This is a genomic window from Arthrobacter sp. PTI12 (genome assembly GCF_056679915.1).
Map to the genome: position 1 here is coordinate 1989887 of NZ_CM155256.1, position 13524 is coordinate 2003410.

Below are 13524 nucleotides of genomic sequence, written 5' to 3' on the forward strand. Positions count from 1 at the left end.
CATTCATCTAGAGAAGGCCCTAATGACCCAAGAGTGGTACAAAAACTTCGATCAGAGAATGTCGCACTCTGTCTCCAATTCGTGGCGAAAGCACCATCAGGTGGCTGGGAAGCGGCAGATGCTCGCCGGGTCCATCGTCACACTGATCGGTGTATGCCTGCTCATCCCAGGCATCAGCCAATATGTCGAGGTGGTCTACAAGGATAGTGCCGGAGGAGTTGGCATGGCCCTCTTCCTTACCGGAGCGGCGCTCGTCTTACTGCTTGCGGGTGTTCTGCTGTCCTGTATTGGATACTTCAGGCGGAGGAAAGACGCGCGGCAGACACTGACTTATGACGACGTAGCCTAGTGATAGCGATTGAGGGAGCAAGCGATGTCTTTACGGCGAGCAGTCCGGTCGACGGCTGCCTATCTCTTTGCACTTGCCCTGATGACTAGTTGCGCATCTAGTGCATCCCCGGGCACTCCGGAGGCAGAGTCCTCCAACGCCCCCGACGAGAACGTACGGAAGTATGTGAGTCAGGCGCTCACCTTCATCGAGGAGAATTCGTACAAAGTTGCCACTGACGAGTCTTTGGACTGGAAACAGCTCAAGGCTGGTGCAATCGAAGACACGGCCAATGCCCAGACCGTCGAAGGGACTCATGCAGTCATCGACGATGTACTGCTGGAAGCCAGCGGAGACCACAGTTTCTTTCTCACACCCGAGGACCTGGCCGAAACTGGTACAGAGGATCCAGTGCACCCGTCAGGATCCGTCCTCGGCGACGGCGTTGTATCCCTAGAAATTCCGGCCTTCAACGAAACTGCGGGCGGGCTTGCCACACGGTACGCAGACGCAGCTGTCGACGCAATCAATGCCAATCAAGGGGAGGCAACGTGCGGCTGGATCGTCGACCTGCGAGACAACACGGGCGGCAATATGTGGCCGAGGATTGCTTCGCTCACCCCATTCCTCCCAGACGGACCAGTGATGTCTTTCGTCGACGGGGTAGGAGAGCGGTCTGTTGTCTCTGTCGAGGCTGACAGTGTGTTCTCCGGTGAAGAGCACGTCACTAGCACTACGGGCAGCGCGCCTGAGCTCGCTGACCTGCCGTTGGCGGTCCTGCAGTCGGGAGACACAGCCAGCTCGGGGGAAGCTACGCTTATTTCGCTGTTGTCGCGGGAGGGTGTCCGAACATTCGGAAGCCCGAGTGCAGGCTACGCCACGGGGAATGTCTCTTCGCGGCTTCCCGACGGCTCGATTATCGGCGTCACCCAGTCCCGGATGGCCACCGCTGATGGGACCGGGTACACCGGGGCCATCGAACCAGACGTCGCTACAGACGACCCTGAACAAACCGCGGTGGCATGGCTGAACAGCGTCTGCTGATGCGACCATTCAGCGCTCGGTGATCAGGAGACGTTTACGTGAAGTGGCGCGCATAAGTTGGAGAGCCAGGCGCGGCAGTTCCCATGAAAGACGCGAGGTTCAGGTCGCGCGTCGCGGTGAGCCGGACCATGACTTTGTCACCGTAGTCTTCGAGGTTGAGCATCCCGTCGTCGACGGGACATCGTGCAGTAAATGATCGACAGCTCGGTGATTTTTCGACCGACTTTCCGAGGGCAGGTCATCGATGACAGGAACGCCCTCGCCGTGCTCTCCGGCGGACGGGACCGCCCAACTACGATGACCACACGGCAGCAGGAAACCAACCTCCCGTGAACGCCTCGACCTTAGGATTATGGAGCCCTTGGAGGGATATGGCACCCGGAGGCAAAATTGTACGGCGACCGGTATTGATCCTCTTTTGTGGTCTTCCCGAATCCGGCAAGACCACTGCCGGGTGTGAGCGAGAACGGGAGACGGGTGCCATCCGCTTCAGTACCGATGAATGGATGGCAGATCTAGGCGTCGACTACTTCGATGGGTTGCGCGACGGGCTGCAGTTGCGGCTGAATCGACTTTGGAAAGAACTGCTCGAACGAGGGCAGAGTGTCATTTTGGAAGACGGAACCTGGAAGCGGGGAGGCTGGAAGACCAAGGTGAAAATCGATTCCGGCTGGAACGGACTCAAGGTCATCTTTCAAGCGAGCAGGGACTGTCTCATTTACGGTGTATCCGGCGGTTTGTTTAGTAGTTTCAGCTGCCGGGAATCGGTCGCTGAAAGTGATGCGAAGGCGTTCAAAGCGGGCTTCCAACGCACTGCCCATCGGGTCTTGCCGGCACCGGTCGGATCGAGGGATCGCGTGACCAGATGGAGGCACTTTAGCGCAGCCTGCTCGGTGGGGAAATGACCGCGGGCCTTCACGGCGCGCCGGTACCTGGCATTGAGGGATTCGATCGCGTTGGTTGAGCAGATCACTCGCCGGATCTCTACGTCGTAGTCCAGACGTTGGAGACCACTTCGGGTAGGCCTTTGAGCCTGTCGCAAACCAGGAAGAAGCTGTCTTTGACGCCGCGGTTCTTGATGTCGGTCAGCACACTCATCCAGAACTTCGCGCCCTCCCCGCCGGTGCCGGCCCAGAGCCCCAGGATGTCCTTCTCCCGCGCCAGGGTCACTCCGATCGCGGCGTAGATAGGCCGGTTGGCGACCGAGCATTGTCTGTATTGCAAGCATTGTCTGTCAATACATGCATCGCGGGGCTGTGAGGTACACGTTTTGTTGAACGTATGCCCGATGGTGCGCTGTTCGCGTGCACAACAAATCCGCCGTTACGTACAGTTGCTGACCGGCGATTCGGAGCAGCCGCCGGGCGTATCATGGATTGTCATCTTTTCTCTACCCGAGGGGCCATACTGTGTCCACTGTTGAAGAAGCTTCCACCACTGCGCCCGTGACCGGCAGCAGCCGCGTCAAGCGCGGAATGGCGGAGATGCTCAAGGGCGGCGTCATCATGGATGTCGTCACCGCAGAGCAGGCCCGTATCGCCGAGGACGCCGGTGCCGTTGCCGTCATGGCGCTCGAGCGCGTACCCGCCGACATCCGTGCCCAGGGCGGGGTGTCGCGCATGTCGGACCCTGACATGATTGACAGCATCGTCGAGGCCGTCTCCATCCCGGTCATGGCAAAAGCCCGCATCGGTCATTTCGTCGAGGCGCAGGTGCTGCAGTCCCTCGGTGTGGACTACATCGACGAGTCCGAGGTGCTGACTCCTGCGGACTTCACCAACCACATCGACAAGTGGAAGTTCACCGTTCCCTTCGTCTGCGGTGCAACCAACCTCGGTGAGGCTTTGCGCCGCCTCAACGAAGGTGCGGCCATGATCCGCTCCAAGGGCGAGGCCGGCACCGGGGACGTCTCCAACGCCACCATGCATATGCGCAAGATCCGCTCGGAAATTGCCCGCCTCACTTCCATGGCCGACGACGAGCTATACGTTGCAGCCAAGGAACTCCAGGCACCGTACGAGCTCGTCAAGGAAGTTGCCGCGGCAGGCAAGCTTCCGGTCGTCTTGTTCACCGCCGGCGGCATTGCCACACCGGCCGATGCCGCCATGATGATGCAGCTCGGTGCTGACGGCGTCTTCGTAGGCTCCGGCATCTTCAAGTCCGGCAACCCGGCCGAGCGCGCCGCCGCCATCGTCAAGGCAACCACCTTCCACGACGATCCGGACATGATCGCCAAGGTCTCCCGCGGCCTCGGTGAAGCAATGGTCGGCATCAACGTGGACGAGATCCCGCAGCCGCACCGCCTCGCCGAGCGCGGCTGGTAGGACTGCAGACAGCATTGAATAGCGCGAAGGGCCGGACACTATGTCCGGCCCTTTGCCGTTGGGATCCTGGCGCTCACTCGGGGCTACGCTGTCGGTGTGAACCGTAGCAGCACATCAATCGTTCGAGCAGCAGCGCTGTCCGTACTGCTGCTGCTACCCGGGTGCTCCGGATCCGGGAGCGTGTCTCCTACGGGACCCCCGGACATAGCGGACACAACCTCACCTCCGCCGGGCGCTCCATCGCCTGGAACGTCCGCTACGGCGCGGCCTAAGCCTGAATCACCGAGCCCGACGCCGCTTCGCACCACCGCCGCCAAGACCGCTACCTGCCCGGGCGGGGAATGCCTCACCGTGGTGCTCACCGGTGACCTGCTGCTACACGAAGGTCTGTGGGAACAGGCAGCAGTCGACGGCGGCGGTCAGTTGGACTTCGGACCGATGCTTGCGGCGCAGGAGGAGTACATCGCGCCGGCTGACCTCGCTATCTGTCACCAGGAAACTCCGCTGGCTGAGCCGGGCGGCCCATATTCCGGCTTTCCAGCCTTCAACGTCCCTCCCCAGATTGCAGACGCCGTCGCGAATTTGGGTTACGACGCCTGCACAACAGCCAGCAACCATACCCTCGACGCCGGCACTGCGGGACTGAACCGCACCCTGGACACGCTGGATACGGCAGGGCTCGAACACACCGGCTCCTACCGCACAGCCGCGGAGGCAGCTGAGCCGCTCATCGTGGATACCGGCGAAGCGCGAATCGCCGTAATCACCGGAACCTATGCGCTCAACGGGATCGTGCCTGAGTTCGGCTGGCAGGTGGATCAGCTGGATCCGGCAGTGATGATCGCCAAGGCGGACGAAGCGCGCGAGGCGGGCGCCGACGTCGTACTTGCAGCGGTGCACGCCGGCGACGAATATGCCGACTATGCCAACGCTCAGCAGCAGGAAGTAGCGCACGCACTCGTGGACAGCGGCCGCTTCGACCTGGTTTACGGCCACCACAGCCATTCGGTGCTGCCCATCGAGAAGTACAACGGCGTCTGGATCGTCTATGGACTCGGGAACACCATCGCCGCACACCTCACGCCGGACATCCGCAACACCGAGGGACTGCTGGTGGAAGTTTCCTTCGAGCAGGACGACGACGGCGGCTGGCAGGGTGCAGGAATCCGCTGGCTTCCGGCCACCTGGAACGGGCCGGCCCACCGCTGGTGCCCGGTGGCCGCCGTCAATCTCGAGGAGATGGCCGCGTTGGGTACGTCTTGCGTCTCCACCGAGGCGGACGCGGCGAGCAGGCAGCGCAGCAAGGTAACCGTCGAGTCGATGGGGGCGGCAGATGCCGGTGCCGTCGAGTGGCAGGGGCAGTAAATCCACCAAGCTTCAACGGAGGTGCAGCCACCACGTTTGTCCGCGGCCAATGAGTTCGAATCCGCGGCGGGAATATAGCTCATACCCCTCAGGCGTGGCGTTCAACGCCAGTTCCTGCGCCCCCGCAGCCGTAGCCTCCTGCGCCACCGCTGAAAGGAGCGCCGTGCCGAGGCCGCTGCGACGGAACTGGGGGAGCACCTCCATGTTGAAGATCCCACCGACGGCTCTTGCGTCAGCGGCCGCTCCGTCATAGAAGGAATAGGCGGCGCCGACGGGCATCTCACCCACACGCGCGAGCGCATGCCAGGCCTTCGCCGGTTCGGCGCGGGTAATGGCCAGTTCCGCAGCGAGCGGACCGGAGTACTCGGGCACGCGCGTGGTGATCGCGGCTCCTGCCGGGTCAAGGCCGGCGAGCGCCTCGACCGGCGCGCTCATCCACCAAGGCTGCCAGCCGGATTCAAACCCGAAGTCGGCTAGCTCCTTGCCCCGAACTGCCCCGTTGAGCCACACGCCCACTGTGCGGGCACCCAACCGGACGCCCTCAGCCAGCCCCGGCCGCAACCCTGCCGGGGACAACGTGGTGGGAAACATCAGCATGAGCTCACGCCTAGCAGGCAGCCAGATCCAGTCGCATTCGTGCGTGGAGAAGGTGCGGCCGCCGGTTGCCTGCGCCATGGCAGCGAACCAGGCGCGCTGCAGGCGCTGGCAACCGGCGATGGTGGTCATGACTGCTCAGCCAGCCCTCGACGCTCGAGGAGGGGATCGATGCTGGCTGCGCGGCCACGGAAGGCAGCGAAGGCATCCAGCGGGTCAACGCTGTATCCGCGTGAAAGCAGTTCCCTGCGGAAATGTTCTCCGTTCTCCCGCGTCAGCCCGCCCGATTCCTTGAACCACTCGACGCTGTCCGCGTCCAGAACCTCGCTCCAGATGTAGGCGTAGTAAGCCGCTGAGTAGCCGCCCGCGAAAATGTGTTTGAAGTATCCGGTGCGGTACCGCGGCGGGACGGGCGCATAGTCCACGCCGGCGTCGTGCAGTGCCTGCTTCTCAAAAGCAAGCGGGTCCTCCACCGTGGTGCCCGGCGGCAGCTCATGCCACGCGAGGTCGAGAAGAGCAGCACCCAGGTATTCGGTGGTGGCGAAACCCTCACCCCATTTCCTGGCGGCTACGAGCTTGTCGATCATCTCCTGTGGGAGCGCCTCACCGGTCTGATGGTGGCGCGCATAGTTGCTGACCACTTCCGGCCAGAGCATCCACATTTCGTTGACCTGTGAAGGATATTCCACGAAGTCCCGCGGAACGCTCGTTCCGGAAAACAACGGGTACGTGACATCCGAGAAGAGCCCATGCAGTGCGTGACCGAACTCGTGGAACGTGGTCCGCACCTCGTCGAAGGTCAGCAGTGTGGGTTCACCCGCGGGTGGCCTGGACACGTTCAGGTTGTTCACCACGACGGCCCGGGTTCCGCCAAGGCGCGACTGCTCCACGAAGGAGTTCATCCACGCGCCGCCGTTCTTGGTGTCCCGTGTGTAGTAGTCGCCGAGGAAGAGCCCCAACTCGGAGCCGTCCTCTTCCCGGACCTCCCAGATCCGTACCTCGGGGTGGTACCCCTGAAGATCTTCCCGTTCATGGAAAGTGAGCCCGTAGAGCTTATTCGCCGCGAAGAAAACGCCGTCATTCAGTACCCGGTCGAGCTCGAAGTAGGGGCGCAGTGCGGCGAGGTCCACGTCGTACCGCTCGGAGCGGACCTTCTCGGAGTAGAACGACCAGTCCCAGGCCTCGACCGGGTGACCTGCCACGTCCTCGAGCTGCTCAGCTTCCGCGCGTGCATTCCGGACAGCCGGCTGTGCAAGGCGTTCGAGCATTTCGTGGATAGCATCCAGTGACGGCGCAGTCTGGTCATCAGTGGCCAGCTCGGCGTGATTGGTGAAACCCAGCAGGGACGCCCGCTCAGCCCGCAGCGCCGCCATTTCCGCGGCGACGCGGATGGTGTTGTCCGCGTTGTCGCGGGACCCGCGATTGACGGACGCTTCATGCAGGCGGCGGCGGGTTTCCCGGTTGGTCAGGGACTCCAGTGCAGGCTGGGAGGTCGGCAGGATCAGCGTCAGGAGATACTGGCCCGGGTGGCCGGCGGCACCGGCGGCGTCTGCTGCAGAGGCGATGTCGTCCGCGGACAATCCGTCGAGTTCTGAAGCGTCGTCGACAAGCAGGGCAGACGCATTCGTGTCACGGAGCAGCCGCTGCCCGAACTCGGTGCTGAGCCGGGAGAGCTCGCCATTCAGTTCGCGCAGGCGGTGCTGCGCGGCGTCGTCGAGCTGGGCGCCGGCGCGAACGAAGCGCTGCCGGTACTCGTCGGCCAGACGTGCGGACTCAGCGTCGAGCCCGGATGTCTCAACTGCATTCACGCGCGCGAAGAGCGCAGCGTTGAGGTAGATGTTGTCCTCATGCGCGGCAAGGCGCGGGGCGATCTCCGTCTCCACCGCCTGGATTCCCTCAGTGGAGTGAGCGGATGAGTTATTGAAGAACACCAGCGCGACGCGGCGAAGCGCTTGCCCGGCGCGCTCCATTGCCACGATCGTGTTGTCGAAGGATGCGGGCTCAGGCTCGGCGATGATCGCCTCGATCTCAGCGAGGTGCTCCCGGATACCGGTTTCAAACGCCGGCAGGAAGTCTTCCTCGCGGATCTGCGCGAAGGGAGGCAACTGGAACGGCAGGGTGCTCGGATTCTGAAAAGGGTTGCTCATGGTAACCAACCTTGGCATAACGAGCGGCACCGCTCCAGCAGGCAAGCCCGTTTGCATCCCGTGTTCGCTTCGGTGGGTTCATCCTCAGGTTCCCCTCCGGTCGCACCTATCATTGGAAGTCATCATCAAGGGAGGTCGTTGTGTCGGGACAGACGCGAATTCGGAGCACGTGGGGAGCGCTGGGACTGGCCCTCACGCTTGCCTGCTCGGGCTGCATGGGAGCAGGCGAGGGGCGCACCACCCAGGGCTCAGAACCAACGACGACGGCGCCTGCCGCCTCCTCTGCGCCCGCCGCCTCCTCTGCGCCGGCCACCTCAAATTCCTCCGAGGCTCCGGAACCTACCCCCGAGCCGACGCCCGGGAAGGGGCCGGACTGCCCGACGGACCGCTGCTTCTCCTTCATGGCCTCCGGCGATCTTCTGGTGCACCCCCAACTGTGGGACCAGGCAGCCGTCGATGCGCGGCAAACCGGCAAGGGCACTCTTGATTTCGAGCCGCTTCTGGCTGGACAGCGTCCCTACATCGAGGCGAGTGATCTCGCCATGTGCCATATGGAAACGCCGGTAGCGACGCCTGAAGGTCCCTTCAGCGGCTACCCCCAGTTCAACGTCCCACCGCAGATCCTCGACGCCGCGAAGGCCGTTGGATACCAGGCGTGCACCACGGCCAGCAACCACACAATCGACGCCGGTACGGAAGGGTTGGTGCGCACCCTGGACACCCTGGACCGGCTCGGACTCGAACACACCGGCTCCTACCGCACCGAAGCGGACGCCCAGGAGTTGATGATCCTCGAGACGCCGGCCGCGCAGGTTGCAGTCATCGAAGCCACCTACGGTCTGAACGGCCTGATTCCGGAATTCCCGTGGCAGGTGGACATGCTCGACGCGCCCACCATGATCGCAAAGGCGGAGAGGGCGCGCGAGGAGGGAGCCGACGTCGTTATCGCGGCTATCCATGCCGGCGATGAGTACGCCTCGCTGCCCAACCAGCAGCAGATCGACCTCGCCCACGCGCTGGCAGACAGCGGCGCCGTCGATTTCATCTACGGTCACCACACGCACTCGGTGCTGCCGATCGAGTATTACAACGACACCTGGATCGTCTATGGCCTGGGTAACGGCGTCACCGAGCTGTCACCGGTATATGACGTCAACAATGAGGGGCTGACCATCCGGGCGCAGTTCGCCGCCGATGAGTCGGGTCAGTGGACAGTCAGCGATTTGGCCTGGGTGCCGTCGGTGATCGTCCGGGATCCGTACCGCTGGTGTTCGCTGGCTCCAGACCAGGAGCCGGGCTCCTGCTCAACCCCGGAGCATGAAGCGGCGGTCAAGGCCAGAACGCTGGCAACGGTGGAGACTTACGGCGCGTCCGAAGACGGCGCGCACCAGTGGCTGGTGACCGAGGAAGACTAAGCGGAACCGACTCAGCGCGGCCGGGCAGCAGCGTGGCGGCGCGCCAGCTCGGCAAGGCTGTCATCGACATCGCCCGGCTCGAAGGAGCCGTACTTGCGAGTCACCGCCTCACGGATCAGGAAGTCGGCAACCGCGGGATTCTTCGGCAACAGTGAGCCATGGAGGTAACTGGCGACGATGTTGAGGTGCCGGGCTCCTTCATGGTCCTCCTTCGAGTTATTGCCTTCACCCTTGGTCACGGTGGCGAGCGGACGGACGTTTGGACCGAGGAAGGTCTGACCGCTGTGGTTCTCATAGCCGTGGATGTCGCCGAACTCCTCGCTCCGGGCGACCACGTTCCCGATCAGCCGCTCCGACCCGCCATGCGTTTCGATGTCCAGGATTCCGATCCCGGGTATCACTGTGCCGTCATGGGTCTTGAAGAAGTTTCCGAAAAGCTGGTAAAGACCGCAGATCGCGAGCATGGGCGTACCGTCCCCGGCAAGCGAGCGAAGATGGGCTGCATTGGACTGCAGGTCCTGCTGGATTACAACCTGCCCGCTGTCCTGTCCGCCGCCGCCGATGAGGATGTCCACGTCTGAAGGGAAGGTGTCCCCGGCATTGTGTTCGAGGATCACCGCCTCATACCCGTGCCAGGCGAGGCGCTGCTTGAGCACCAGCACATTGCCCCAGTCGCCATAGATGTTCATGTCCCGCGGATAGAGCTGCAGGATCCGAACGGCGCCCTTACTCGCGGGCGGGTTAGCGGGAGAGCCCGCAGGAGTGCCGGAACTCATGAAACCACCTTCACATCGGTAATTTTGGACAGGTCCCTGCGGATCGCGAGCATCGCGGTATAGGTGCAGAAGATCCGCTTCGGGCGGTCCTTCGCACCGCGGATGAACCTGCGGAGTGCTGATCCGGTGTCAGGATCGATGTCCTGAACGGCGACGTCGTCGTACTGCAGTCGCAGTGCCATGTCATACGCGCGGACGCCGCTGACCATGTCCACGCCGCCGGCCCGCAGGCTGTCGAAATCAACGTCCCAGAGCCATGACATGTCCCGTCCATCGGCGTAATTGTCATTGATCGCGATCATGGTTGCGTAGCCTGCAGCATCGAAGGACTTCAGGCCCAGGCGGAAGCCGCTCGGATTCTTCACCAGGACAAGCTCCAGGGGCTGGCCGTCCACCAGCAGGGATTCCCCGCGTCCGAAGGCCGGCTCAACCGCTGCGAGCGAGCGCAGCATCGCGTCGCGTTGTGCCTCACCGCCCAGGATGATCCTCGCCATTGCGAGCGCCGCGGCGGCGTTGAAGATGTTGTAGACGCCGCGGAGGCTCAGGTCGACGGTGCTTGCCTCGCCGTCCATGCTGAACGTAGCGGTATTGGATTCGACCGTTTCAAGCACGACGTCGGCGGGCAGGGAAGAGGCTGGTGCTGTTCCTGTGGCGCCGCGAAGGTCATCATCGCTGGGAAAGGTGTCCCGGAGAGATTCAGCCAGCCCGAAATAAGCCACCGCGGCGTTGCGGACCGATGGTGCAATTGAAGCGACCCGCGGATCTTCCCGGTTCAATACCACCGTGCCGGTGGTCTTTACTGCGATGTGCTCGAGCAGCTTGGTGGTCTTGTCGATCTCACCGAAGCGGTCAAGCTGATCCCGGAGGACATTGAGCAGCAGAGAATGGGTCGGAGGGACCAGATTCACAAAGTGGACGGCGTGGGCTTCGTCCAGTTCCAGGACGGCGACGTCGGCTCTCAGCCGTCCGCGCCAGTCCACCTCGCCGAGCAGCGCGGCGGCAACGCCCCTGGTGAAGTTGCTTCCCGTCCGGTTGGTGAAGACTTTCAGCCCCTGGCCCTCAAGGAGTTCGACCACCATCTTGGTGGTGGTGGTCTTCCCGTTGGTGCCGCTGACGACGATGATGCCCTTGGGCAGGTTTCGCAGCGCCCGCGCCATGAAGCCTGGATCGATTCGTTCGACGACCAGACCGGGAAACGCCGAACCACCGCCGCGCAGACGCGTGAGCGCCCGAACTGTTTTGCCCAGGGGCACGCTCAAGGTAGACAGACCAGACATGGTGTCTAACTTATCGCGCTTTCGTTGCCTACCCGGTATGGCGCCCGACAGTCCCAGCGCCAAACTAGACTGGGTCGGTGACTTCCACCATTTCCCTTGGCGGTGCCGCCCTGCGCGTTGGCGTTCTCGCAGTGCAGGGCGACGTACGCGAGCACATCCGGGTGATCAAATCCTTGGGCGGAGAGGCGTCAGCCGTCCGGCGCCCCAGCGAGCTGGAGCAGGTCGAGGGCGTTATCATCCCCGGCGGGGAGTCGACCACCATGGACAAGCTGACCCGCGCGTTCGGGCTCGCCGAACCGCTGCGCGAACTCATCCGCGAAGGGTTCCCGGTCTACGGGTCCTGTGCGGGAATGATCATGCTCGCGGACACCATTGCTGATCCCTCCGTTGACCTGGCGGGCAATCCCCAGCAGACCATCGGGGGCCTGGATATCGTGGTCCGCCGCAACGCCTTCGGCAGGCAACGCGAGTCCTTCGAGACGGACCTCCCGTTTGAGGAACTGCCTGGGAACGGCTCCGACGTCCACGCGGTGTTCATCAGGGCCCCGTGGGTGGAGAAGGTAGGGGAGTCGGTGAAGGTCCTCGCACAGGTCGAGGCGCCGGATACGCCGCCCGCCGAGCACGGTGCCCACACTGGGCGTGACAGTGCCAGGGCACAGCCGGTCGCTAGGATTGTTGCAGTTCGCTCAGGAAACCTGCTCGCCACGAGCTTCCACCCGGAAGTGACCGGTGAGCATCGCATCCATGAGCTTTTCCTATCGTTGATCGCACAAAGAAGGGCAGAGCATGTCGGGGCACTCTAAATGGGCTACCACCAAACACAAGAAGGCCGTGATTGACGCCAAGCGCGCCAAGTCTTTCGCGAAGCTGATCAAGAATATCGAGGTGGCGGCCCGCGCCGGCGGCGCTGACCTGGCGGGCAATCCGGCCCTCGAGCTTGCCGTGCAGAAGGCCAAGAAGACGTCCGTTCCCATCGACAACATCAACCGGGCGGTCAAGCGCGGCGCTGGGCTCACCGGCGAAGTCGTCGACTACTCGGAGATCATTTATGAAGCGCGCGGACCCCAGGGTTCGGCGCTGCTCATCGAATGCCTCACGGACAACAAGAACCGTGCAGCCTCGGAGGTCCGGGTCGCCATTACCCGAAACGGTGGATCAATTGCTGATCCCGGATCGGTCGCCTACCTGTTCGCGCGCAAAGGCGTAGTCTCCCTGCCGAAGAAAGACTTGTCGGAGGATGATGTCCTGATGGCAGTCCTGGACGCAGGCGCTGAAGAGGTGAAGGAGTCGGGTGAATCATTCGACGTTCACTCCGAGCCCACAGACCTCCGCGCGGTCGTCGCGGGTCTCGAAGAAGCCGGTATCGAATACGAGACCGACGAGGTCGAGTTTGTCCCGTCGATGCAGGTTGAACTCGATGCGGACGCCGCACGCAAGTTCCTCAAGCTCGTGGACGCGCTCGAAGAGCTCGACGACGTCCAGAACGTGTACTCGAATGCGGAGCTCGGCGATGACGTGCTCGCTGAGCTGGAGAGCGACGATTAGTTTCCGCTCCGCCCATCTTGGGGGACACCCGTGACACTGCGGGTCATGGGTGTTGACCCGGGGTTGACCCGCTGCGGACTTGCCGTGGTCGATGTCGAACCGAACCGGCGCGCCACTCTGGTGGCGGTCGGTGTGGTCGGTACGCCGGCTGACCACAGCCTCGATCGCCGCCTGCTGATGATCGCCGAGTCAGTGGATGTGTGGCTGGACACGCACTCACCGGCGGTGCTCGCCGTCGAACGCGTTTTCAGCCAGCTCAACGTCAGCACCGTCATGGGTACCGCTCAGGCTTCGGGCGTGGTGATAGCGGCGGCGGCGAGGCGGGGCATTCCGGTAGCGCTTCACACACCGACCGAGGTCAAGGCGGCAGTGACGGGTAACGGCCAGTCTGACAAGGCCGCAGTGACCAAGATGGTGACGAAAATCCTTCGCCTCGCAACGCCGCCCACCCCTGCCGACGCCGCTGATGCACTGGCACTTGCCATCACGCACGCCTGGCGAACCGGAACTACGTCCTCAGCCCGAAGCCAGGGTGGGGTTGGCCAGACCGCAGCCCAACGGCTGTGGGCGGAAGCGGAAGCGAAGGCGCGTCAACGGCGATGAACCTACTCCCGGGTAGTCTGCGTGCCGGAGTACATCGGTGTGGCGGCGCCGGATAGTCCGCGCCGGGACGTACGCTGATTCGTAGATATGTTCGGTGATATTCGTT

The 13524-nt window shown here is 63.2% G+C and carries 13 protein-coding genes and 2 pseudogenes; 10 read left to right on the plus strand and 5 right to left on the minus strand.

Annotation, left to right across the window (positions count from 1 at the left end; all coding sequences use genetic code 11):
• Nucleotides 1–58: 58 nt before the first annotated feature.
• From AC1MBU_RS09580 to AC1MBU_RS09595, 4 genes and pseudogenes are all read left to right on the plus strand, one after another.
• A complete protein-coding gene (locus AC1MBU_RS09580) occupies nt 59–349 on the plus strand; it encodes a hypothetical protein (RefSeq protein WP_277358385.1) in 291 nt (96 codons plus the stop codon).
• A 24-nt stretch (nt 350–373) separates the two neighbouring features.
• Nucleotides 374–1372 carry a S41 family peptidase gene (locus tag AC1MBU_RS09585; RefSeq protein ID WP_479787089.1) on the plus strand — a complete coding sequence of 333 codons (999 nt, stop codon included), beginning with the start codon at nt 374–376 and terminating at the stop codon, nt 1370–1372.
• A gap of 192 nt (nt 1373–1564) precedes the next feature.
• Nucleotides 1565–1705: a hypothetical protein gene (locus tag AC1MBU_RS09590; RefSeq protein ID WP_277358383.1), complete on the plus strand. Its 141-nt coding sequence runs from the start codon at nt 1565–1567 to the stop codon at nt 1703–1705.
• 38 nt (nt 1706–1743) lie between these two features.
• Nucleotides 1744–1977: pseudogene (locus tag AC1MBU_RS09595) on the plus strand (P-loop nucleotide/nucleoside kinase family protein); the annotation flags it as partial.
• Here AC1MBU_RS09595 and AC1MBU_RS09600 read toward each other — a convergent pair.
• Nucleotides 1888–2611 (minus strand): annotated as a pseudogene (locus AC1MBU_RS09600) (transposase); the annotation flags it as partial. The pseudogenes AC1MBU_RS09595 and AC1MBU_RS09600 overlap by 90 nt on opposite strands.
• 236 nt (nt 2612–2847) lie before the next feature.
• Here AC1MBU_RS09600 and pdxS point away from each other — a divergent pair.
• Both pdxS and AC1MBU_RS09610 read left to right on the plus strand, forming a co-directional pair.
• The gene (gene pdxS, locus AC1MBU_RS09605; RefSeq protein ID WP_239548760.1) at nt 2848–3696 is read left to right on the plus strand and encodes a pyridoxal 5'-phosphate synthase lyase subunit PdxS; all 849 of its coding nucleotides are present in this window, start codon (nt 2848–2850) and stop codon (nt 3694–3696) included.
• Between the two features lie 96 nt (nt 3697–3792).
• Complete coding sequence (locus AC1MBU_RS09610) at nt 3793–5061, plus strand: CapA family protein (protein WP_346028316.1); 1269 nt, start codon at nt 3793–3795, stop codon at nt 5059–5061.
• A gap of 12 nt (nt 5062–5073) precedes the next feature.
• On the opposite strand, the gene AC1MBU_RS09615 is transcribed toward AC1MBU_RS09610, so the two are convergent.
• Nucleotides 5074–5787 (minus strand): GNAT family N-acetyltransferase, encoded by a 714-nt coding sequence (locus AC1MBU_RS09615; RefSeq protein WP_277358381.1) that lies wholly within the window; start codon nt 5785–5787, stop codon nt 5074–5076.
• Complete coding sequence (locus tag AC1MBU_RS09620) at nt 5784–7802, minus strand: M3 family metallopeptidase (protein WP_479787090.1); 2019 nt, start codon at nt 7800–7802, stop codon at nt 5784–5786. Before AC1MBU_RS09620 ends, AC1MBU_RS09615 begins: the two co-directional genes overlap by 4 nt.
• 140 nt (nt 7803–7942) lie before the next feature.
• On the opposite strand from AC1MBU_RS09620, the gene AC1MBU_RS09625 reads away from it, so the two are divergent.
• Entirely contained in the window at nt 7943–9217 is a 1275-nt protein-coding gene (locus AC1MBU_RS09625) for a CapA family protein (RefSeq protein WP_479787091.1), read from the plus strand.
• Nucleotides 9218–9228: 11 nt separating this feature from the next.
• Here the strand turns inward: AC1MBU_RS09625 and AC1MBU_RS09630 are convergent, their stop codons facing one another.
• Nucleotides 9229–9993 (minus strand): type 1 glutamine amidotransferase, encoded by a 765-nt coding sequence (locus tag AC1MBU_RS09630; RefSeq protein ID WP_277358378.1) that lies wholly within the window; start codon nt 9991–9993, stop codon nt 9229–9231.
• Nucleotides 9990–11261 (minus strand): MurT ligase domain-containing protein, encoded by a 1272-nt coding sequence (locus tag AC1MBU_RS09635; RefSeq protein ID WP_346028423.1) that lies wholly within the window; start codon nt 11259–11261, stop codon nt 9990–9992. The genes AC1MBU_RS09630 and AC1MBU_RS09635 overlap by 4 nt, the downstream gene beginning before the upstream one ends.
• An 86-nt stretch (nt 11262–11347) precedes the next feature.
• Here AC1MBU_RS09635 and pdxT point away from each other — a divergent pair, with 86 nt between their 5' ends.
• The 3 genes from pdxT to ruvC are packed head-to-tail and all read left to right on the plus strand — an operon-like array spanning nt 11348 to nt 13418.
• Nucleotides 11348–12073: a pyridoxal 5'-phosphate synthase glutaminase subunit PdxT gene (gene pdxT / locus AC1MBU_RS09640; RefSeq protein WP_277358377.1), complete on the plus strand. Its 726-nt coding sequence runs from the start codon at nt 11348–11350 to the stop codon at nt 12071–12073.
• The gene (locus AC1MBU_RS09645) at nt 12057–12815 is read left to right on the plus strand and encodes a YebC/PmpR family DNA-binding transcriptional regulator (RefSeq protein WP_056547429.1); all 759 of its coding nucleotides are present in this window, start codon (nt 12057–12059) and stop codon (nt 12813–12815) included. The genes pdxT and AC1MBU_RS09645 overlap by 17 nt, the downstream gene beginning before the upstream one ends.
• Nucleotides 12816–12845: 30 nt before the next feature.
• Nucleotides 12846–13418, plus strand: a complete 573-nt coding sequence (ruvC, locus tag AC1MBU_RS09650; protein ID WP_277358376.1) for a crossover junction endodeoxyribonuclease RuvC — start codon at nt 12846–12848, stop codon at nt 13416–13418.
• Nucleotides 13419–13524 lie beyond the last annotated feature (106 nt).